A 22,349-nucleotide genomic window follows, 5' to 3' on the forward strand; every position below is an offset into this window, starting at 1 on the left:
GGTGCGTGCAAGACCACACCCTACTTTGTTTTTTTCGCTGGCGTCTCGCGAATGAAGCCGGTTTGCCCGCGTTCCATGCCACGAAGGTCGTGGCCGGGGCCTTTGCCATAGCGGTCAGGGCGGTTGCGCACAAACTTTTGCCACCAAGCATAGAGAACCGCGCCTATGAAGAGCGCATTTAACGCGAGAAAGAGATACCCCAGATACTCCATCACTTCTTGCCCGGGGTGCCGTCGAATTTCTTCTCCAGATCGCTCCAGCAGTCGATGTAATCATCCTGCATCGGTGCCTCGGAGCCAGCAAAGGCGGTGAGGTGTTGCGGGAAGCGGGTTTCGAACATGAAAGACATCGTGTTTTCAAGCTTGTCCGGCCCGAGGTTCGAGTTCGAGGCGCCTTCGAAAGCGTTCTTGTCGGGGCCGTGGGGGATCATCATGTTGTGCAGGCTCATGCCGCCGGGGATGAAGCCCTGCGGCTTGGCATCATACTGGCCATAAATGTTGCCCATCAACTCGGACATGATGTTCTTGTGATACCACGGCGGGCGGAACGTGTCTTCGGCCACCATCCAGCGTTCGCGGAATAGCACGAAGTCGATATTGGCGGTGCCGGGCACGCCGGAGGGCGCGGTGAGCACGGTAAAGATCGATGGATCGGGGTGATCGAACAGGATCGCGCCAACCGGACAATATGTCCGCAAATCATACTTGTAGGGGGCGTAGTTGCCGTGCCACGCCACCACGTCGAGCGGCGATTGGTCGATATGTGTGATGTGGAACTGGCCGCACCATTTGATCGTGACGGTGGACGGGGTCTCGCGATCCTCAAAGCAGGCCACCGGGGCCTTGAAGTCGCGCGGGTTAGCCAGTGCATTGGCACCGATTGGACCGCGGCCCGGAAGCTCGAATTTCTCGCCGTAGTTTTCGCAGACAAAGCCGCGCGCAGGACCTTCGAGCACTTCGACGCGGTAGAGGAGGCCACGCGGCAGAATGGCGATTTCCTTGGGTTCAATGTCGATGATGCCGAGTTCCGTGGCAAAGCGCAGGCGGCCTTCTTGCGGCACGACCAGCAACTCGGAATCGGCCGAGAAGAAGTATTCATCCTTCATCGACTCGGTCACGAGATAGGTGTGGGTGGCCATGCCGACCTGGGTATTCACGTCGCCGGCGGTGGTCATGGTGCGCATGCCAGTGAGCCAGGTGAGCGGCGCGTCGACCATCGGGATCGGGTCCCAGCGGTATTGACCCAATGAGGCCACGTCCGGGTCGACATTCGGGGCCGACTTCCAATAAGGCAAGTCGATCTTGGTGTAGCGGTGCGAGTGTTTCACCGAAGGCCGAATCCGATAGGTCCAGGTGCGTTCCGGAGGATGTGCCGTGAAGGCAGTGCCCGAAAGCTGCTCGCCGTAGAGCCCATAGTTGCATTTCTGCGGGCTGTTCATGCCCTGGGGCAGAGCGCCGGGCAGGGCTTCAGTCTCGAAATCATTGGCGAAACCGGGCATATAGCCTTCGTGTGGCCCGGGCACGGATGGCGCCTGGGTCATGTGATGTGGGAAAGTCTGTTTGTTCATCGCGCGTCTCCAGTAGAGTCGTTGCGCAGTTAACAGTTGTGTATGTAACTAACAACGACCAAAATGACTGAAAGCAGCATAAAGCGTTTTTCGATTCTCTGGCGGGGCGATTTGCGTAAGATGCGCGAAGAGGTTGGCCGGAGGGTGAGATTTGTCGAAGATCAGCATCAGCGAATTGGGTGAGGCCGGGACCGCGGACGAGTTCGATCTGCAAAATTTCTTGCCTTATCTGCTCAACCAGGCGGCCGAGGTCAGTTCACTGGCGTTCCAGAAGATTTACAAGGATCGTTACGGCATGTTGCGCACCGAGTGGCGGGTGTTGTTTCACCTGGGCATCTATGGGCGGATGACCGCCAAGGAGATCGGTGACCGGTCGAAAATGCACAAGACCAAGATCAGCAGGGCAGTGGCGAAACTGGCCGAACGTCGCTTTCTTACCCGCGAGCGGGACGAAGCAGATCGAAGGTTGGAATTCTTGGAACTGACGGCAGCGGGGCGGAAGGCCTATCGCGACCTGCGGGAAGTGGCGCTCGAGTATGATCTGGAGCTGGCGTCGCAGTTTTCGCCCGAGGAGGCTGAGACGTTGCGGCGACTGTTGCACAAGCTGGCGGGCAACATGGATGGTTGACCCGGCCATGCCTGATGCATGTCCCACCGCAGGAACTGGGCATGACCTGCGGAGCGCTGAGCGTTGAGCGATCAGGTAAAGGGATTGCTGATCACGCTGGTGGCGGTGCTGTTCGTGGTGCCGGATTCGCTGTTCGTGCGGTTGATCGGGGCTGAGCCGCTGGTGATTTCCTTTTGGCGGGGTGGGATTTCAGGGGCGCTGATCCTGGCCTGGATCGTGGTGACGCAAGGGGTGCGGCCGATTCGCGAGGTGATGGGGACCGGGTGGTACGGGGTTTTGTTCGCCTTTGCGACCGGCGTGTCGGGGGTTTTCTTTGTCTTGGCCGTCAGCATGACCAGCGTGGCCAACGTGGTGCTGATCATTGCGGCGATGCCGGTTTTTGCCGCCGTTTACAGTCGGATTTTCCTGGCAGAGCCGATCCGGGCACGGATGCTGATTACCATTGCTGTGGTGGCGATGGGGCTGGCGGTGATCGCTTATGGGTCGGGCGAGACGGAACACGCCCATTGGAAGGGCGATCTGATGGCGCTTTTGGTGACGGCGCTGTTCCCGGCGGGGCTGACGGCGGCGCGCAAGGTGCGGCATGTGTCGATGGTCCCGGCGGTGGCGCTGGGCTATTTGGTGGTTTCGGCTGGATTGGCGCTGTTCGTGTCGCCCTGGGCGGTGCCGGAGGGGAAATGGCTGCTGGTCGGGCTGCACGGGGCGTTCATCACGGTGAGCGCCGTGGGCTTGGCGTTGGGGCCACGCTATATCCCGAGTGCAGAGGTGGGCCTGCTGATCCTGCTGGAGTCGGTTTTGGCGCCGCTTCTGGTCTGGGCGGTGATCGATGAGCATCCGGGGCGCTATGCCCTGATCGGAGGGGCGATTGTGGTGGGGGCGCTGGCCATGTCGAACGTCGTTGCCCTGCGGCGCGGTCAGCAATGAGTATTTGGACAAAGAAAGAGGGGCGGGTTTACTCAATTGTTTAGGGTGTTGGCTCTCGCTGGACGGTTTCAGTTCCAAAATGCTTGCGGAAGATGTCTTCGACCGCCCGAAAATGGCGATCTAGCGTGAAATCTTGCGTCTCAATTGTCGGAACCAGATTAGCCGGGTTCACGCATTCAGGGCCTTCGAAATCAATTAACATCTGGTCGGTGGCGTACATGATTTTCGCGAAAGTAGAAGCGTCAATCACGGGGAAGACGACAAGGAACGCCGACGTTGGAACAAAGCCACCGATGCCGGGAATTACGATGGTGTCGTAAGCGGCGCATTCCAGCAACTCGAGTGATGTTTTGGTCAATTGAGTCGTTTAATGTCAGAAATCCACGCTGACCCCGGGCAGGTTCAGCGCCTTCATCAGGTCGCGTAGCTCCTGTCGAGCGGCGACGTTGGAGATGTTGAGTTGCTTGACGCCGATATCCTTGAGATCGAGCAGGGTCAGACCTCGGGGAAAAAGCTCGCGGAAGATCACGCGTTCGTTGAACCCCGGTGCGGTGCGGAAGCCAATGCGCTTGGAGAGTTTCTCCAGGGCGCGCTGCATCTTTTCCTTGTTGACCATGCGCTGGGCGCCCAGCCGGTTGCGGACCACGATCCAGTCGATCGGCTTGAGGCCGGCCTGGGCGCGCAATTGGCGCGCCGACCAGACCATCTCGGAATAGACAGACGGGCCGAGGATGGTTTCACCGTCGCTGTCGATACGGGCCAGCAGGTCGAAATCGACAAAGCTGTCATTCAAGGGCGTAATTAGGGTGTCGGCCAGCGAATGCGCCACCTGGCTCAGACGTGTATGCGAACCGGGACAGTCGATCAGGATAAAATCATTGTCGGGGTCGAGCGTCGCCACGGCGGCCGAAAGCCTGTGGTCATAGATGTTCTCGCCGGGTTTCAGCGCCGATTTGTCGATCTCGGGCAGGTCGTGATAATCAGCACTGGGCAGCTCGAGCCCGGTTTTGGCCAGGAACTTGTTGCGGTTCTCGGCGTAGCGGCCGAAAGTCTTTTGACGAAGGTCCAGATCGAGCGCCGAAATCGAGTGCCCCATCCGCGCCAGTGCAGTGGCGACGTGCATTGAAACGGTGGATTTGCCCGCACCGCCTTTTTCGTTCCCGACAACGATGATATGCGCCATTGTCCCGCTTGCCCCTTTTGTGCCGCGCCTTTGGTCCCCGCGCGGTTTGTCTTTGGCGGGCAGTATATGCCGCGGAGCATGACTTGGAAAGCGCGCGTTAAGGGGAAATTCCGGTGCAGGTGGGCGGTGTGGAGTTGCCGGTTTGGCTGGCACCTGGCCGTCATGATTGACCGCTAAAGGGGTTCACGCATAGCATCACGCATTGGTTGAAAAAACAAAAAGGGGGGTATCCGCGATGCGGAGCAAAGCGATTTTGACGGGTGTTGCGCTGGGTGCCATGCTGGCGACAGGGGCCCTGGCCGACGCACCGACCCTGGTGCGGGTGGCGACCATGCCGGAAGGTGCCGAGGTCACGGGATTGGCCAGCAACGCCGAGGGCGAGCTGTTTTTGAATGCACAGCATCCCGGCGGCAAGAATACGCTGAAGGGCGATGCCCCGACGGCGACGCTGGGCTATGTGGCGGGGTATGACCCGAGCACGGCCAGCATGGAATTGCCGCCCGAAGATGCGCGCGGGATGGTGCAGGTCGCAAGCGGTGAATACGTGACATTCGGCAAGGCAGGCGACACGCTGGGTTCAGGCCAGGTGCTGGGCGGGGTCTATGACGTATCGGGCCAATTGATGTACGTATCGAACGCACCGGACTTCAACGGGTTCGTGCCGACGGGTGATGACAGTGCCTGGCTTTATACCGGCTGGGAGGGCGCAGGCCGCGAGGGCGCCAGCGCTGTCAGCAAGATCAAGCTGATGCGCCAGGGCGGTAAGTGGCAGGCTGATCTGAAACAGTCGAACATGATGGATCTGTCGCCGGTTGATGGCTTGTCGGTTCTGTGCTCCGGCACGGTGACGCCCTGGGGCACGCCGCTGATGGCGGAGGAGTATTTCTTCTACAACACGGCCGTGTGGAACCATCCGCGCAATCATGACGAGGATGAAAAGGCCAGTTTCCGTGGCGGCAACGATATCACCTATATCAAGCCCAAGAACATGGCACGCTACCTGGGCAAGATGGGAAACCCTTATCGTTACGGCTACCTCGTTGAGGTGTTGGAACCTGAGGGCGAGGGTACCCTGGTCAAGCGTTACGCCACCGGACGGTTGAGCCATGAAACGGCGGCGATCATGCCGGATAACCGTACGCTTTACATGAGTGATGATGACAGCGCGGCCTATGCCCACAAGGAGTACAATACCGCCTCGGGTGGGGTGCTGTTCAAATTCGTTGCCGACAAGCCGGGCGATCTGAGTTCCGGGGCGCTTTATGCCGCGAAGATGACTCAGGACGGCACGGACGATCCGCAGGTGGCGGGATTCGACGTCGAGTGGATCGAACTGGGTCATGCCAGCGAGGCTGAGATCGCGGCATGGATTGCCGAGTATGATGGGATCGAGGTGAGAGATTATGTCGAAGGGCAGAGCAACTACGTCTCGGATGCGGAAATCCGGGCGTATGCGTTGGGCACGGCAAAAGACGCGCGCGCGGCCTTCTTGGAATCACGGCGGACGGCGGCAGCGATGGGCGCCACCAATGAATGGGATAAGCTGGAAGGGGTGACCAATCGCGGCAACGTGGTCTATGTTGCGGCTTCGGCGCTGAAATACACTATGGACAAGGGCTGGGGTCACAAGGATTGGTCCACAGGCGCGATGGACGAAGGCGATCAGGGCGCTATTGCGCTGGTGGCTGAGGGTTGCGGTGGCACCTATCGCGCGGTGACGGGCGAGGATTACAATATCACCCGGCTGGAACCTTACGTGATTGGCATGACCAATGACGACGGGTCCTGCGATGCGGATCGGCCGGCCAACCCGGACAATATACTGGCGATGGCGGACGGCACGCTGCTTATTGGCGAGGACGCCGGCAAGAAGCGGCATGAGCTCGACATGTTGTGGTTGGTGAAGTGAGGGACGGGATTTGATCCGGGTTTCGTAAGACGTGTGGAGGCCTATGGCTTGAGGTGAAAGCCGGCGAAAAAAGAACCCGCACGGCGTCCTCTCTATGTCGGCTCAAAGCCAGCATCGGCGCCTATGACATATCGAAGGCGAAGCCACGCGAAGCCTGAGACAACAACCAGTCCACAACGACCTTCGTCGCCGGAGGGGATGTTCGTTTATCCGGCCACAGAACGTGAAAACCCGTGCTAGGGTCGGTGGGTAACTGCCACAGCTCGGTTAGCGTGCCCGCTGCGAGGGCGTCCTGCGCCAGAAGCCGCGGTGCAAGCGCGATGCCTTGGTTTTGGGTGGCGGCATCCAGCGCCAGGGTGGTCTGGTTGAAGCTCAGCACCGGCGCGGGGGCGGTCAGTTTTGCCCGCGAAAAAGCAAGGTCCCAATGGGCGTGACCGTCCTCAATTAGAGGTAAAGTGCTGAATTCCTTGATGGTTTTGGGTTGGGGTAGGGTGGCGACCAGTGTCGGAGAGGCCACGGCGACAAGATCAAGCGGGGCGAGTTGGTGATGATTGAAGCTGTTGCCCTCCGGCGCCTTGCCCTGGCGGATCGCGACATTCACCGCGTCACGGGCGAAATCGGTCAACCCTTCCGAGGCGACGGTGCGCAGCTCGATCCCCGGGTGTGCGGCATGGAACGCCGCTAGCCGGGGCACCAACCATTTCGAGGCCAGCGAGGGCGGCACCGAGAGCGTGATCCGATCGCGTTTCGGGGCCAGCCGGGCAGTGGCGGCGTCGATGATGGCCAGCCCCTCGGAAACCGAGGCATGATAGCGTCGCCCGGTATCGGTCAGCGCAAGGCCACGCGGCAGGCGAGTGAATAGGCGATGGCCTAGATCGGCTTCGAGCCGGCGGACCTGTTGCGCTACCGCGCCCTGGGTGAGATTCAGCTCTTCGGCGGCGGCGCGAAAGGTCAGGTGGCGAGCGGCAGCGTCGAACATGCGAAGAGCGTTGAGGTTGGGATTGCGCATACGGTGCTTTGTTGAGGGTGTAGAGATTCTACTGTCTTGGGCGATGAGAGATGATTGGTCAAGCAGGGATTCCGGACCAATACTGGGACAAACTGGATCGAAAGGAATACGGATATGACTAAGGTGGCACTGATCACGGCAGGTGGTAGCGGCATGGGTGCGGACGCAGCGCGGCGCCTGCATGAAGACGGTTTCGAAATCGCGATCCTGTCATCAAGTGGCAAGGGTGAGGCGCTGGCCAAGGAGCTGGGCGGGGTTGGCGTGACCGGCTCGAACCTGGTGACCGAAGACCTTCAGTCACTGGTCGACAAGGCGGTGAAGACATGGGGCCGGATCGACGTTGTGGTGAACTCGGCCGGCCACGGACCCAAGGGTGATATCCTCGATATGACCGACGAGGAATACCACAAAGGAATGGACGTCTATCTGATGAACGTGATCCGGCCCGCGCGCATGGTGGCGCCGATCATGGCCAAACAAGGTGGCGGCACGATCATCAATATCTCGACCTTTGCCGTTTTCGAACCGGATCCGCTGTTTCCCACCAGCGGCATCTTTCGCGCCGGGTTGGCGAGTTTTACCAAGCTGTTCTCGGACAAGATGGCGGCCGATAACGTGCGGATGAACAACGTGTTGCCGGGCTTCATCGACAGTCTGCCGGAAACCGAGGACCGCAAGGCACGTATCCCAATGGGGCGTTACGGACATGCGCAAGAAGTGTCTGGACTGATCTCCTACCTGGCAAGCAACGACGCGGCTTACGTCACCGGGCAGAATATCCGCATCGATGGCGGGCTGACTCGCGCGGTTTGAACCTCGCACCGTAGCGGCCGTTTGGTGCGTCATTTGCCAGACAGATACGCCTCTGGCGCGGAGGACTTGAGTATCTGGCCAAGAAAGCGAAGTCAGCAGATGGTCTCTTTCTTGGCCCAAACATTCATTGTCATGAAAGGGTCGATCGGTGCTTGCTGTTCAACCGAAATGCGGGTGGTGCAGACCGCCGAGCGTGAGCTCGGCGCAGCCTTAACCAGCCGATGCTGTCAGGCCGCACAATACCCGCTGCAGCAATTTGTCAGTCGAAGCTTTGCACCCCCCCCGGAGTATAGAACCGCAATCCGTGTGGCGAGAAGGCAATGGTGGTGCCTTTCATGATCTCGTCGGCAAAATAGCGTGCGATGGCGAGGCGGGCGGTCATCAGCCCGCGGCGGACCAGGGTTTTGCGCATCGGCAGCGGCGCGTTGTTCTCGGCGGCCATGGCGGCCTGGGCCCAAACCAGTGGGTGCAGCTCATAGAGATATTCCGCCAGGATCCAGTCAAGGGCTTCATGGATGCGGGATCGGGTTTTGCGCAGGATGTCAGGGGCATCGTCAGGTGCACGCGAGGGGGCCATGGAAATCGCCGCAAAGGCCGCCAGCAGGTTAGCGAAATGCTGGCCTGGGTGATGCGCTAGGATATCGCGCATGCCGTCGAGAAAGAAGTCGATATCGACGATGCGGGCGGTGCCGGGGTCAATCCGGAGAGCGTCCATGAAGACCCAAGCATAGGCTCCGTTGCCCCATGTCTCGGTCGTGAGGGCGGTGATGCGGCGGGCCTCGAGTTCCAGCTGGTCGTAAGAGCCATGCCATCGCGGCAGCAGGTGATTGCCGAGCGCCCGCATCGGGCGCGGGTTCCCCGGATCGAGGGTGATCAGCGCCTCGTATTGATCGGCGATCTTGACCGCAGGCAGAGGGCGGGCTGCAAGAAGGGCGCAGCGCGCTGCCGCCAGCAATGGAGCGTCGGGGGTTACCACGTCATAATCCGCCAGGATTTCGGACGCGCGGTCGAAATGGGCCTCGAACAGCGAGAGGTTCTTCTCCGGGATCTCGTGCGGCCAGTCGCCGCCGCGCCAGGCCCAGCCGATATCGGCGTGGGCCAGGGCCACGATTACCGCCAGGGGATATTCGCCGGGTTCTTCCTCGAGCACCTCTTCCAGCGCTTCGATTCCGTCGAGTACCGGGTTGGCGCCGTCCATGATGGCGTCTTCCATATAATGCACCACGTCTGAACGGGCCCCGTAGCACAATAATTCGGCGTGGCTCATAGCGCAGGGGGTGGCCTCGCGCCGGATGTCGACTTCCTTGATCAGCTTGGAGAGCTCGTCCCAACGGTCCTGGCGGGCGAGGAACTGGCCGTAATCCTGAACGGCGGCGCGCGAAGTTTCCTCGTCGCTTTCCGAGGCCACGGGCAGGATCAGTTGCCGTTCCAGGCGTTCCGCAAGTTCCTTGTCGAGCAGTTGATTGGCGGTGAGCGCATCGGCCAGCTTGCGGCTGGGTGTGGGCGACCGTCCCGGCAGGGTTGCGCGGACCTTTTTCTGCACCCGGGACGGCATGGTTCTAAGTGCACGGGTCAGGCCGCTGGGCAGAGGCAGGTTGGCGGGAAATTTCATACACCACTCCGGGAACGATTTATCGCAGTTTTATGACCGGGCTTTCGGGCCAAAAAACGGCAGGTCGTGGGGGATTTCCGGGAATTGCTGGAACAGGTTTGCGGCAACGGATGTTTGCCGCGGGGGGTAGATTTGCAAATTCAGGTAAAATCGGGCTTGATGACAGGGTTTGAACGAGATGCGCCATGTCTGGGGGGACAGGATGCGGATTGCTGTTGTTTTGTTGGCGCTCGCGCTGGGTTGTCCTCCGGGTGCGGGCCTGTCGGAAGAGGTGAGCAAGCTGGCCGTTGCGGCGACGCAAGCGGCGGGCGATGTGCCCGCGCGGTTGCGCCCCCGTGCGCGGCTGGGGGTCTTGCCGAATGCGCGCTGGGCGCATCGGCCCGGTGCCGACCTGTGGACGCGCGCGGCGATGGTGGCGATGCAGGGCCATGGCGCGCCACTGATCAAGATGGTGCCGGGGGACATTCGCAATTGGTGCCCCGCCTATCCGCAAGCGGGCCCGGACCAGCGCGGCGCCTTCTGGGTCGGGTTTATGTCGGCACTGGCCAAGCATGAGAGCACCTATCGTGCGGATGCGGTGGGCGGCGGGGGCCTGTGGTACGGGCTGCTCCAGATTCTGCCAGCCACGGCACGGGGCTACAGATGCAGGGCGCGTTCGGGCGAGGCGTTGAAGGACGGGGCGGCGAACCTGAGCTGTGCGATCCGGATTATGGCGGTGACGGTGCCGCGCGACGGGGTGGTGCATGGCTATACCAAGGCGAAGAAGCGTCGCTGGCGCGGGGTGTCTGCGGATTGGGGGCCAATGCGCTCGTCCAAAAAGCGCGCGGATATGGCCGGTTGGTTAAGGAAGCAGAGTTATTGCAAGTCGACGCGGACGATCCGGCCGGTTTTGCGACCCGAAGGGTTGGCGATGCAAAAGGGATGAACGGAATGGCGCTCAGTCAATGCGCGCCCTACGTCTCCAACTGGACAATGCGCGCGCTTCGTGGGAAAGGGCGGGCCGACAGTTATAGGAGGCCTTGATGGTCACGACACGTTTTGCCCCGTCGCCCACCGGATATATCCATGTGGGTAACCTGCGCACTGCGCTGATGAACTACCTGATCGCGCGCAAGGCCGGTGGTGAGTTCATCCTGCGGATCGATGACACTGATCCCGAGCGCTCGAAGGAAGAATATGTCGATGCGATCAAGCAGGACCTGGAATGGCTGGGTCTGACCTGGGACCGGGTTGAGCGTCAGTCGGAGCGATTGGACCGCTATGCCGAGGCCGCCGACAGGCTACGCGAGATGGGCCGGTTCTATGAATGTTTCGAAAGTCCGACCGAGCTGGATCTGAAGCGCAAAAAGCAACTGAACATGGGCAAGCCGCCTGTGTATGACCGGGCCGCGCTTGACCTTTCTGAAGATGACAAGGCGAAGCTGCGTGAAGAGCGCGGTGGCTATTGGCGTTTCAAGCTCGATCAGGAGCGGATCGAGTGGAAAGACGGCATTGTAGGGGACATCTCGATTGACGCGGCATCGGTCAGTGACCCGGTGCTGATCCGGGCCGATGGGCAGGTGCTCTACACGCTGGCCTCGGTGGTGGACGATACCGAGATGGGCGTGACCCACGTGGTGCGCGGCGCTGATCACGTGACCAACACGGCGACACAGATCCAGATCATCGCGGCGCTGGGCGGCAACGTGCCCGAGTTTGCCCACCATTCACTGCTGACCGGGCCGCAGGGCGAGGCGCTGTCGAAGCGTCTGGGTACACTTTCGTTGCGCGATCTGCGGGCACAGGGGATCGAGCCGATGGCCCTGCTGAGCCTGATGGCGCGGCTGGGGTCGAGTGATCCCATTGAGTTGCAGATGGAGATGTCGACGTTGATCGACGGGTTCGAGATTGGTCATTTCGGCACGGCGTCGACCAAGTTCGACGAAGCCGACCTGAGGCCGCTCACCGCCAAGGTGCTGCATGGTACGGCGCTGGAGGATGCGGCGGCGGACCTGATGGCGGCGGGTGTGCCGGACGATCTGGCCGCGCCGTTCTGGGCGGTGGTCCGCGAGAATATCGAAACCCGCGCCGATATCGCCAAATGGTGGGCGATCTGTCGTGACGGGGCCGAGCCGGTGATCGAGGACGACGATGCCGAGTTCGTCGTCGAGGCCATGTCCATGCTGCCCGACGGGCCGTTTGATGGCGACAGCTGGGGCAACTGGACCAGGGCCGTGAAAGACGCCACCGGGCGCAAGGGGCGCGGATTGTTCATGCCGCTCAGGAAGGCGCTGACGGGGATGAGCCACGGACCCGACATGGGCGCACTGTTGCCGCTGTTGCAGGTGATCCGGGCAAAAGGATAACCGGCCACGCAATACGCAGCCAGTAGTGTTTTTCGGTTTGAGCGCGCGGGGGATTCCCGCGCGCTGTTTGTTTTACGGCTTGAAGACCTTGCGCACATAGACCGGGATGTCGAGCACGGCGACAACCTTGGCGGTGCCCAGAAGATCAGCCGCGTCGGCGATGCTGTTGGTCAATTCAATCGTTCCGGCCATGGGCTTGCCCAGCCCGTCGCTCTGCTGCACGTCGACCATTTGCTGATAGTCGAAGATGCGGATGACCGTCGGGTCGGCGGTCGAATAGAGCTTGGCCTTGGACGGCGACCAACCGCGCCGCCCGGTGGTGAAGCCGAGCTTCAGTTCGAGCTTACCGTCAGCCATCATGGCGACCCAGTGGTCGGTGCGGGCTTGCTTGCCGTCGGCGCCATCGTCGCGTGTGGTGGCGCGGGTGATGTCGGCGGCCATGGCGTTGCCATAGGGCAGAAGGTCCGGCGCGGTCGAGTAGACGCGCATGACATAAAGCCGGATGCCCTTGCCATCAGTTTCCTTGGCGAGCGCCAGCAGCGCCACGCCTTTGGACACTGACGGTGTCAGCGGTTTGCCTTCTGCATCAAGGGCCACGGCCCGGTCCTCGAACCCGATCAGCATATTCGCGCCCTTCATCGGCCCTTTTGGAAAGGCGATGGCGGTCCAGCCGTCGGGCATGCGGGCCTGAAGGGCCTCGGCATCCGTGCTGAGGCCAAGCAGAACCCGGCTATCGACATTGGAGCCGACAAGGGTCTGTGCTTCCAGCGCCGATGCCAGCGGTGCAAGCACAAGAGCAAGCACGGCTACGGTGGATTTCACGTTGAAAAACAGGCGTTTTATTGAATCTCCTCCTTTGGATTGGAAATGCCACTTTGTCCCCACCGGGTTCTGACTCAGTGATATTTGAAAGCTCCCAGACGCCCGATGGCGACACCGGCATTGTACCGCTCGTGGTGCATTTTGACGTTGATGCCGGTCAAGCGCGGGGTTGCCATCGGTGGGCAAAGCTGCGTTCCATGAGCGGGCGCGAAGGGCAACTCATGGCAAATGATCGGGCGAAATTTCTTCAAGGCTCGCTGATGCGGCATATCGCGGTGATGTCGCTGACCTCGTCCGTGGGGTTAATGGCGGTGTTTCTGGTCGATCTGGTGGACATGGTCTTCATCTCGATGCTGGGCCGGGACGAATTGGCGGCAGCGGTGGGGTATTCCGGCGCTGTATTGTTTTTCACCACCTCTTTCGGCATCGGAATGGCAATTGCGGCAGGCGCCCTGGTGGCTCGCGCGCTGGGATCGGGGGATGCCGCTCTGGCGCGTCAGCGGGCGACGACGTCATTAATATATGCTATTGTATTTGGGGCGATTTTTGCAGGCATCGTGTGGTGGAACATTCCCGCATTGGCGGCGTTGATGGGCGCGACGGGGGCAACTCTGGAATTGGCGACCGGGTATCTGCAGATCATCATTCCGAGCTTGCCGCTTTTGATGCTGGGCATGGTGGGTGGCGCGATCCTTAGAGCGCATGGCGATGCGCGCCGCTCAATGATGGCGACGCTTTATGGCGGTGGTGTCAACGCGGTGCTGGATCCGATCCTGATCTTTGCGCTGTCGCTGGATCTGACCGGGGCGGCGCTGGCCACGGTGGCGGCGCGGGTGACGATTGCTCTGGCGTCGCTCGTTCCGCTGATCCGTCATCACGGCGGTTTGGAACGGCCCGGAGCACGGGCCTTTGCGGTGGATTTCCCGGGATTGGCCGCGATTGCTGCGCCAGCGATCCTGACACAGTTGGCGACACCAGTGGGGCAGGCCTATGTCACACGCGCCATGGCGCAGTTCGGTGAGGACGCTGTGGCGGGCATGGCGATTATTGGCCGGGTGATGCCGGTGGCCTTTGCGGTGATCTTTGCCCTGTCGGGCGCAATTGGCCCGGTCTTGGGACAGAATTTCGGAGCCGGGCGGCTGAAGCGGGTGCTGGTCGGATTTCGTGAGGGAATCGTGTTTACCGGTGCCGTTGTTCTGTTGGTGTCCGGGGTTTTGTTTCTGGTGCGCGCACCGCTCGCGGACCTGTTTGGAGCCGCAGGGCTGGCGCGGGAGCTGGTTTACCTGTTCTGCGGACCGCTGGCGCTGCTTTTCTTTTTCAACGGCATCCTGTTCGTGGCCAACGCGGCGTTCAACAACCTGGGCCATCCGTTCTATTCGACCTGGTTGAACTGGGGCCGACATACATTGGGGACCATCCCTTTTGTTATCGTGGGGGCGGCGCTTTGGGGTGCAAAAGGGGTGCTGATCGGGCAGGCGGTCGGGGGTGTTGTTTTCGGGGTTTTGGCGGTGGTGCTGGCCTTGCGGGTGATCCTGCGGGGCGGGCGGACGCATCGCCACGAGCCTTATGCACGGCAGGCGCGGCTTTTCGCGATGTTCACGTTGAAACGGTGAAGGTCGGTTTCTGGCCCCAAACGGTCATTCCAACAACCCGGTCCACCTCTTCCTCTTGCCAGAAATATCCCGGGGGGTCTGGGGGGCTGGCCCCCCAGCCGGTCGGATTGCGCAAGCAATTCGAAAGCCAACACCAGGCCAAAGCCGGACCGACCTGTCAGGGTCAATAGTGCATTCAGTCTGATTTGATCCGCACGGCATCTGGTAAGTCGGGCGAATGCCGCCTATCTACAAACTCTTGGTATTTCGAAGGACGGTGGGATGCGGCGCGCGCGGAGCTATACGGATGCAAATCTGAAGAACGAGCGGATTTCGGGCTGGCGCACGATCCGCCGGGTGGCACCGTACCTGTGGCCCCGAGAGCATCCCTGGGTGAAGCAGCGGGTGGTGCTGGCGATGCTGGCGCTCTTGCTGTCCAAGGTGGTCGCGGTCTTTACCCCGGTGCTTTACAAATGGGCGGTGGATGCCTTGGCCGAAACCGGGGCCAGCGAGCTGATGCTGGGCGCGGTCGGGTTGACGTTGGCCTATGGTCTGGCGCGGTTGATGGCGAACGGGTTTCAGCAGCTGCGCGATGCGATTTTCGCCGCCGTGGGGCAGCGGGCGCTGCGGCAACTGGCGCTGGAGACTTTCCAGCATATTCACCAGCTTTCGATGCGCTATCACATCACCCGCAAGACCGGCGGGCTGAGCCGGATCATCGAGCGGGGCGTGAAGGGAGTCGAGTTTCTTTTGCGCTTCCTGCTGTTTTCCATCGGGCCGCTGGTGCTGGAACTGCTGATGATCGCGGGGATCTTGTTCTTCCTTTTTGACGCCTGGTACCTGGCGGCGGTGGCGGTGACGATTGCGCTTTATGTCTGGTTCACCTTCAAGGTAACGGAATGGCGGGTGCAACTGCGCCGCGAGATGAATGACCAGGATACGGATGCCAATCAGAAAGCGATCGACAGCCTGCTGAACTTTGAAACGGTCAAGTATTTCGGCGCCGAAGAGCGCGAGGCGAAACGCTATGACAGTTCGATGGCGAAATATGCCCAAGCGGCGTTGAAAACGGCGTATTCGCTGGCATTTCTGAACTTTGGTCAGGCCTTTCTGATCACCGGTGGGCTGGTGATCGTGATGGTTATGGCCGCCATTGGCGTGGAACAGGGGCATCTGACCGTAGGCGATTTCGTCATGGTCAACGCCTACATGATCCAGATCACCATGCCGCTCAATTTCCTTGGAACGGTTTATCGCGAAATCCGGCAGGCGCTTGTGGATATGGGCGAGATGTTCGACCTGTTGGAGCAACCGGCCGAGGTGGCGGACAAGCCGGGCGCCAAGCCGTTGGATGTCAATGGCGGGAAGGTTGCATTGAATGACGTGCAGTTTGCCTATGAGCCTGACCGGCCGATCCTGAAGGGCGTGAGCCTGGATGTGCCGGCGGGGCAGACCGTTGCCATCGTGGGATCGTCCGGGTCAGGCAAATCGACCATCGGACGGCTGCTGTTCCGGTTTTATGACGTGTCGGGCGGGGCCTTGGAGATCGACGGGCAGGATGTACGCGATGTGACCCAGAAAAGCCTGCATGACGCGATTGGCGTGGTGCCGCAGGACACGGTGCTGTTCAACGATACGATCCGCTACAACATCGGCTATGGCCGTGACGGCGCCACGGATGACGAGATCGTCGAAGCGGCAAAGGCGGCGCAGATCCACGAGTTCATCCAGGGCCTGCCGGATGGCTATGACACCACGGTGGGTGAACGCGGTTTGAAATTGTCGGGTGGTGAGAAACAGCGGGTGGGGATTGCCCGGACGCTGTTGAAAAACCCGCCGATCCTTCTGTTGGACGAGGCGACAAGTGCGCTGGATACCGAGACCGAGCAGGAGATTCAGGGCGCACTGAAACGGGCCGGACAGGGGCGTACGGTGATCACCATTGCCCACCGTCTGAGCACGATTGCGGATGCTGATCGGATCATCGTGCTGGAAAACGGCGAGATCGTCGAAGAGGGCGCGCATGCCGATCTATTGGGTCGTGACGGGCGCTATGCTTCGCTTTGGGCGCGGCAGGCGGCGGAACGTGAGGATGTTCCCCTCGGGCCGCGCGCGGTGCCCGGTCCTGACCCGGAAGAGGCTGGCGAAAGTGGCGCGACCGGGAACCTTCCGGCGGATGGCAAGTGGCGCTGGGTGCCTAACGGGTAGCCAGCCATTCTCCGGTTTAGGTCCTAAAGTCCCTGGTTTTACGTGTTGCTACCCTGTGGCTGTGCCCGTGCTCATTCGGCCGCGCGGACGTTGTCGTCGTCTTTTGGCTCGTTGTCGGGATCGTCGGAACTGGGTTGGCTTGCTGCGGCCTTTTCCCGGTCTTGCGTCTCCGCTGTTGCCTGTGGCGTTTCGGTTTCGTTGTCCACGGGCGCCTCTTGTGACGCTGGTGTCACCAGTTTGCCGGCACGTGCCAGAACACCCTGCACGTCGGTGAACGCGACCGCCTGGTCGTCTTCTTCTTCGGGTTGGAAGGCGCGGGTTTCGTCTTCCCAGTTCTCGGGCCAGATCAGTTCTGGTGCCTGAATGCGTTTCGCGGCGCGGCGCAAGGCCCAATCCTGGGCGGCACGCGAGGCGCGGCCCATCGAGAGCATCTTGAGCAGACGGGCAAGCCAGCCGGCATAGGTCGAAAGCCAGACGCGCAGCGCCAGCATCGAAGGGGTGAAAACCAGCGTCAGGACCGTGGCAATGCCGAGGCCAAAAACAACGGCGGTGGCCAGTTGTTTCCACCAAAGGGAAGTCGGGCTGTCGATGGTGTAGCCGCCAAAGAAGAAATCAAGGCTGAGGCCGAACATCATCGGGGCGAGGCCGGCCATGGTGGTGATGGTGGTCAGCAGCACGGGGCGGATGCGGTCCTCGGCGGTGCGGATGATCGCCTCGATCCGGGGCATGTAACCGGAATACTCCTGGTAGGTGTCGATCAGAACGATGTTGTTGTTCACGACAATTCCGGCAAGCGCGACGATGCCGGTGCCGGTCATGATGATCGAGAAGGTTTGATCCATCACCAGCATGCCGATCAGAACGCCTGTGGTCGAGAGGACCACTGCGAGAAGCACCAACACCGAATTGTAGAAACTGTTGAACTGCGCCAGGAGGATGATGAACATCAGCCCCAGGGCCCCCGCGAATGCCGAGGTCAGGAAGGCCTGGCTCTCGGCCTGGTCGTCCTGATCTCCAGTCCATTCCCAGCCGATATTGGCCGGGAAGGGCGAGGTCTCAAGCCATCTTGTCAGGGTTTCGATGCGTTCGTTGGCGTTGACGGGCGACATCTGCAATTCATCGTTTCGCAATCCGTCGGCGAGCTCGACAACGTTTAGGTCCGCGCTGGGCTCGAGGCGCAACCATTCGTTCCTGTCGAATGGTGACTGGATGATGCTGTCGAGCCCATGTGCCGTTTCGGGCCACTCGGTCGCCAGCCCAAGGATGTTGCCGTCTGAGTCAGTGATACGGAACATACCGTTTCCGACACCGGCCTTGACGTCGAAATAGCGTTGCTGGTCGGTGCGGTTGATTTCGGCAAGTTTGGCGACGGGTTTGCGGCTGATGAAATTCGAGAGCGGCACAAGACCTTCGGTGGTGCGCAGTTTGAGACTGTCGAGGGTCGAGAGCACGCGGTCTTCGTCCGGGAGGCGCATGCGGATTTCGATTTCCTCGTCCGAACTGTCGACGCGCATGGTGTCGAGCAGCAGGCCACGGGTGACCAGCTGAACCATGCCGCCGACGGTGGCGACATCGGCACCGTAGCGCCCGGCCTTTTCGACATCGACGTCGATCTGCCAGTCGATGCCGGGCAGAGGCAGGGTGTCTTCGACCAGTTGCAGGCCAGCGGTTTCATCGAACCGGGTGCGGGCGATCTGGGTGGCCTCGATCAGGTCATCCCAGTTGTCACCCTTGACGCGAAGGTGCACAGGTTTTGCCGATGCGGGGCCGCGGGACTGGGCGAGGATCTCGATCTTGATGCCGGGGATCTGTTCCAGCGCGGCGGTCAGTTCGTCAATGATCAGATCGCCATCGTAATCGGCGGCCTTGATGTTGCGCATCACCGTGAAGTCGATCAGCGGAATGGTGAACCACGGCTCCTTGGCATCGGGGCGGTCGCCCCAGGCGATGGTTTCAAGCTGGACCTGGCCGATCGTGTCGTTGGGCGGCTGGGCTCCGCCGGTGTTGTTGTTCAGGCCGCCATCGCCAGAGAAGGCAAAGGCGTTCTCGATACCGGGATGGGCGAGGACGATCTTTTCGACCTCGTTGACCAGCGCGTCCTTCTGGGCAATCGACAAGTTGCCGCGGGCGCGAACATAGACGATGGCCTGTTCCGGTTCGGATTCGACGAAGAATTCGACGCCCTTGTTGTTGGCACCGTAGTAAGCGAACACCTGCATCACCACGAAGATCACGGCAACGATGGTGACAAGCGGCATGATCGGGTTGCCGGCGATGATCTTGATCATCCAGCCGAAGGGAGTGCGTTTGCGCCCGTCCCGGGGCGGTTTGCGGCGTGTGTATTTGGCGGCCCCAACGGTGATCGAGCTGAGCACGGAGCCCAGCAGGAAAATGGCAATGCCGGGCAAAAAGGCGGTGAAACCGGAGAGTGGCGTGGACCCGTCAAACAAGTGGTCGGGGTTCAGGGTGGCGCGCGCGCCAAGGTAGATCAGGAACAGCGAGGGCGGTACTAGCAGGACCCGGATGGTCCAGTGCACATGACCGCGTAGCCAGTTCGAACTGTTGGAGAACTTGCGCGTCATGCGACCGGTTACACCGCCCATGACCGGCAGGTAGATCAGCGCCACCACCAGCGAGGCCGACAGCACGAAGATCAGCGTGACCGGCAGCATGCCCATGAACTGGCCAGGAACGCCGGGCCAGAACAGCATCGGCAGGAAGGCACACAGCGTGGTGGCGGTGGAGCTGACCACCGGCCAAAACATACGCTTGGCGGCCTCGACATAGGCGTGCATCGGGCCGACCCCGGCCGAGATGCGTTTGTCGGCAAATTCGACGACAACGATGGCTCCGTCGACCAGCATACCCACGGCAAGGATCAGGCCGAACATGACGATGTTGGATACCGAAATGCCCATCAAGGCCAGGAGGGCAAAGCAGAGAAGGAAGGATGTGGGAATGGCAAACCCGACGAGCAGGGCAGGGCGGATGCCAAGAGCGGCCAGGACCACGATCATTACCAGCGCGATGGCGGTCAGGACCGAGCCTTCGAGCTGATCAATCATCGAACCGACAACACGGGATTGGTCATTCGACGTACCAAGCTGCACGGCGGCGCGCAGTTCAGTCGGCCAGGTCTTGTCGGCGGAATGGACCACCTCTTTGACCTCGTCGGCCATATCGAGGAGGTTGAAGCCTTTGCGTTTGACCACTTGAAGAGCGACGGTGGTTTCGCCGTTGAAACGGGCGGTGGAGGTGCGATCCTCAAACGTCAGCCGAATTTCGGCCAGATCACCAAGGGTGACAACGCGGTCACCGTTGGTTTTCACGGGCAAGGAGTAGACATCCTGCGGTTCGTCGAAACTGGAAGGGATCTTCACCGCGAAGGTGCCGGTGGCGGTGTCGACTTCTCCTGCCGGGATTAGCTGGTTGTTGTTGCGCACGACGTTGATCAATTCGCCCGCGGTGACGTTGTAGCTTTCGAGCTTCAGCGGGTCGATCACGACCTCGAGCATTTCGTCGCGGTTGCCCACGATCCCGGCCTCGAGCACGGCGTCGAGCGATTCGAGCCGGTCCTGAAGGTCCTTGGCAATGCGGTTCATCGTACGTTCAGGCACGGCGCCGGTGAGGTTGACGATCAGGACCGGGAATTCAGAGAAATTGATCTCGTTGATGGAGTATTTCTCGAACCCGTCGGGGAATTTTCCCTCGGCGGTGTTCATTGCCTCACGCACTTCGGCCATGGTGGCCTGCTTGTCCCAGCCGAACTCGAACTCGATGAAGATACCGGCATAGTTCTCGGCGGCGGTGGCCGACATCTGTTTCAGCCCGTCGATATCCGCGAGCTCGGTTTCCATCACCTTGACCAGCAGGGTTTCGCTGTCAGCGGCAGAAATGCCGGGGAAGGGGACCGAGACGAAGAGGCCCGGGATCTGGATGTCGGGTTCGCCTTCCTTGGGCAGGTTGGCATAGGCAAAACCGCCAACCAGCAGCGACAGAGCGATGAACGCAAGGATCATCCGCGCCCGCGAGGCTGCCCAGTCGACGATGCCGGTCATTGGCCGGGCTCCTGATAGGAGGCTCGCACTGGTACGCCGTCAACAACGTATTCCTGACCGATCACGATCACGTCCGCCTTGTCGGGTAGGCCGGTGATCCAGACACCTTGGGCGGTGTCGCGCAGCAGGGTGACGGGCTGGAACAGGGCGTGTTTGGCCGAGTCGACGATGCGCACGCCAAGATCGCCGTTGTCATCGAGCGTCAGGGCGCTCTGCGGCACAAGGTGGGCCGGGGCGCCATCCGAGGCGATAGCAAGCTCGACAGTCTGGCCGTCGCGGATGGCCAATGCGCGGTTGGGGACCTCGATCTCGACCCGGAAGGTGCGAGTCAAGGGATCGGCCGAGCGCGACAGGAAGGTGACGCGGCCGGTCAGTTCCTCGCCGGTGGTCAGGTGGGCCCCGGCGCGCGAGCCGACAGCGACGCGGGTGATTTCGGTTTCGGGAACGAAACCCACCAGTTTGATCGGGTCGAGCTGGATCACCGTGGCGCAGACGGCACCGGGTTGGAGCAGCGCACCCAGCTCGGCAGTGTCAGTTTCAAGCAGGCCTTCGAACGGGGCGACAATATCGAGCCGCGAAATCTCTTTTTCGGCAGCGGCGACACCGGCCTCGGCGGACTGCACCCCGGCCTGGCTGTTGAGGATGCCCGATTGAGCGGTTTTTACCCCGGCTTGCGCCGATTTCACCGAGGCTTCGGCCTGGGTGATGTTGGCCTCGGCACCGGCGATGCCAACCCGAGCCTGGGTGATGCCTGCCTTGGCCTGGGTGACGCTTGCGCCGGCCTGGGTGACGCCGGCAGCCGCCTGGGTGACACCGGCCTTGGCCTGGGTCACACCGGCATGGGCCTGGGTCACGCCGCCCTCGGCAGCGCGCATCGCGGCCTCGGCAGAAGCGACGCGCGTGTCGGAGGCATAGCCGTCCTCGCGCAGCTTAACCGCCGCATTATAGTTGATCTCGGCCTCGACAAGGCGGGCTTTGGCGGTGGTCAGTTGGGCGGCGGCGGTTTCCAACTGGGCCTCGGCCGAAGCGCGTTGCGCCTTGGCGTTTTCCAACTGGGCGATACTGCTTTCTAGCTGGGCCCGGTTGCTTTCCAGCTGGGCATGGCTGCCTTCGAGCTGCGCACGGGCGCTTTCTAGCTGGGCACGGGCGGTGTCGAGCTGTGCTTCGGCCCGGGGCAGTTGCGCCTCGGCTTCCGGGATACGGGCCTGGGCCTCGGCGCGACGGGCGCGGGCCTCGGCCAGAGATGCGGCGCGGGTGCCGGGATCGAGGCGACAGAGAAGTTCACCCTCTTCGACAAACGCACCCTTGCGCAGCGGATCGGAGATCACGAGGCCCGAGGTTTCGGCACGCACCGAAACCTGGCGCGCGGCCTCGGTCTGACCGCGCAGGATGACGGCGCTATTGATGATCCGGGCCTGGGAATGGATGGCGACCACGCCTACCGGTGCTTCCGCAGTGACGTCGCCGCCTTGACCCTGGGCGGGAGCCGCATCGGTTACAGGAACGGTAGAGGAGGCATCCGTTGGGGATTCGCCGCGTGCCAGCGCCAAAAGCGTTTCCCGATCAATGATCAGGAAATAGAGAAAGGCCGAGACCAGCAAAGCGGTAAGGAGCGGCAATATTCGCATCAAATTTCCCTGTAAACGCGCGTTTGAAACTGTCGAGTCTGAATTAGGGCA

At 61.3% G+C, this 22,349-nt stretch carries 17 protein-coding genes; 8 read left to right on the top strand and 9 right to left on the bottom strand.

All coding sequences use genetic code 11. From position 1 onward, the window contains the following. Positions 1-20: 20 nt before the first annotated feature. On the bottom strand, positions 21-212 hold the full coding sequence (locus RXV86_RS03195) for a hypothetical protein (protein ID WP_316297406.1): 192 nt from the start codon (positions 210-212) through the stop codon (positions 21-23). Beyond that, positions 212-1,567 carry a homogentisate 1,2-dioxygenase gene (gene hmgA / locus RXV86_RS03200; protein ID WP_316297408.1) on the bottom strand — a complete coding sequence of 452 codons (1,356 nt, stop codon included), beginning with the start codon at positions 1,565-1,567 and terminating at the stop codon, positions 212-214. Before hmgA ends, RXV86_RS03195 begins: the two co-directional genes overlap by 1 nt. A 151-nt stretch (positions 1,568-1,718) precedes the next feature. Between hmgA and RXV86_RS03205 the strand changes: the two genes are divergently transcribed. Together RXV86_RS03205 and RXV86_RS03210 are read left to right on the top strand one after the other, a co-directional pair. Continuing rightward, a complete protein-coding gene (locus RXV86_RS03205) occupies positions 1,719-2,195 on the top strand; it encodes a MarR family transcriptional regulator (protein ID WP_316297409.1) in 477 nt (158 codons plus the stop codon). Positions 2,196-2,258: 63 nt separating this feature from the next. Next, positions 2,259-3,119, top strand: a complete 861-nt coding sequence (locus RXV86_RS03210) for a DMT family transporter (protein WP_316297411.1) — start codon at positions 2,259-2,261, stop codon at positions 3,117-3,119. Positions 3,120-3,159: 40 nt separating this feature from the next. Here the strand turns inward: RXV86_RS03210 and RXV86_RS03215 are convergent, their stop codons facing one another. Then, positions 3,160-3,477, bottom strand: a complete 318-nt coding sequence (locus tag RXV86_RS03215) for a hypothetical protein (RefSeq protein ID WP_316297413.1) — start codon at positions 3,475-3,477, stop codon at positions 3,160-3,162. Positions 3,478-3,492: 15 nt separating this feature from the next. After that, positions 3,493-4,302, bottom strand: a complete 810-nt coding sequence (locus RXV86_RS03220; protein WP_316297415.1) for a division plane positioning ATPase MipZ — start codon at positions 4,300-4,302, stop codon at positions 3,493-3,495. Between the two features lie 235 nt (positions 4,303-4,537). Here RXV86_RS03220 and RXV86_RS03225 point away from each other — a divergent pair, with 235 nt between their 5' ends. Next, positions 4,538-6,211: an alkaline phosphatase PhoX gene (locus tag RXV86_RS03225; protein ID WP_316297416.1), complete on the top strand. Its 1,674-nt coding sequence runs from the start codon at positions 4,538-4,540 to the stop codon at positions 6,209-6,211. Between the two features lie 121 nt (positions 6,212-6,332). On the opposite strand, the gene RXV86_RS03230 is transcribed toward RXV86_RS03225, so the two are convergent. Continuing rightward, on the bottom strand, positions 6,333-7,403 hold the full coding sequence (locus tag RXV86_RS03230) for a LysR substrate-binding domain-containing protein (protein ID WP_316297417.1): 1,071 nt from the start codon (positions 7,401-7,403) through the stop codon (positions 6,333-6,335). On the opposite strand from RXV86_RS03230, the gene RXV86_RS03235 reads away from it, so the two are divergent. Then, positions 7,335-8,033: an SDR family oxidoreductase gene (locus RXV86_RS03235; RefSeq protein ID WP_316297418.1), complete on the top strand. Its 699-nt coding sequence runs from the start codon at positions 7,335-7,337 to the stop codon at positions 8,031-8,033. The two genes, RXV86_RS03230 and RXV86_RS03235, sit on opposite strands and share 69 nt — an antisense overlap. Positions 8,034-8,292: 259 nt before the next feature. Here RXV86_RS03235 and RXV86_RS03240 read toward each other — a convergent pair whose 3' ends face one another. Then, positions 8,293-9,645 (bottom strand): hypothetical protein, encoded by a 1,353-nt coding sequence (locus RXV86_RS03240; protein ID WP_316297421.1) that lies wholly within the window; start codon positions 9,643-9,645, stop codon positions 8,293-8,295. A gap of 202 nt (positions 9,646-9,847) precedes the next feature. Between RXV86_RS03240 and RXV86_RS03245 the strand changes: the two genes are divergently transcribed. After that, positions 9,848-10,570 (top strand): transglycosylase SLT domain-containing protein, encoded by a 723-nt coding sequence (locus tag RXV86_RS03245; protein ID WP_316297422.1) that lies wholly within the window; start codon positions 9,848-9,850, stop codon positions 10,568-10,570. Positions 10,571-10,667: 97 nt separating this feature from the next. Beyond that, positions 10,668-11,990 carry a glutamate--tRNA ligase gene (gltX, locus tag RXV86_RS03250; RefSeq protein ID WP_316297424.1) on the top strand — a complete coding sequence of 441 codons (1,323 nt, stop codon included), beginning with the start codon at positions 10,668-10,670 and terminating at the stop codon, positions 11,988-11,990. Positions 11,991-12,062: 72 nt separating this feature from the next. Here gltX and RXV86_RS03255 read toward each other — a convergent pair whose 3' ends face one another. After that, positions 12,063-12,812, bottom strand: a complete 750-nt coding sequence (locus RXV86_RS03255) for a hypothetical protein (RefSeq protein ID WP_316297425.1) — start codon at positions 12,810-12,812, stop codon at positions 12,063-12,065. Positions 12,813-13,033: 221 nt separating this feature from the next. Here RXV86_RS03255 and RXV86_RS03260 point away from each other — a divergent pair, with 221 nt between their 5' ends. Further along, a complete protein-coding gene (locus RXV86_RS03260) occupies positions 13,034-14,425 on the top strand; it encodes an MATE family efflux transporter (protein ID WP_316298435.1) in 1,392 nt (463 codons plus the stop codon). 261 nt (positions 14,426-14,686) lie between these two features. Then, positions 14,687-16,612: an ABC transporter ATP-binding protein/permease gene (locus RXV86_RS03265; RefSeq protein ID WP_316297427.1), complete on the top strand. Its 1,926-nt coding sequence runs from the start codon at positions 14,687-14,689 to the stop codon at positions 16,610-16,612. A gap of 71 nt (positions 16,613-16,683) precedes the next feature. Here the strand turns inward: RXV86_RS03265 and RXV86_RS03270 are convergent, their stop codons facing one another. Continuing rightward, entirely contained in the window at positions 16,684-20,670 is a 3,987-nt protein-coding gene (locus tag RXV86_RS03270) for an efflux RND transporter permease subunit (protein WP_316297428.1), read from the bottom strand. Further along, on the bottom strand, positions 20,667-22,298 hold the full coding sequence (locus RXV86_RS03275; protein ID WP_316297430.1) for an efflux RND transporter periplasmic adaptor subunit: 1,632 nt from the start codon (positions 22,296-22,298) through the stop codon (positions 20,667-20,669). The genes RXV86_RS03270 and RXV86_RS03275 overlap by 4 nt, the downstream gene beginning before the upstream one ends. Between the last annotated feature and the right edge of the window lie 51 nt (positions 22,299-22,349).

The sequence above is a fragment of the Aliisedimentitalea sp. MJ-SS2 genome, assembly GCF_032586155.1.
Classification (GTDB): Bacteria; Pseudomonadota; Alphaproteobacteria; order Rhodobacterales; family Rhodobacteraceae; genus JAWHTC01.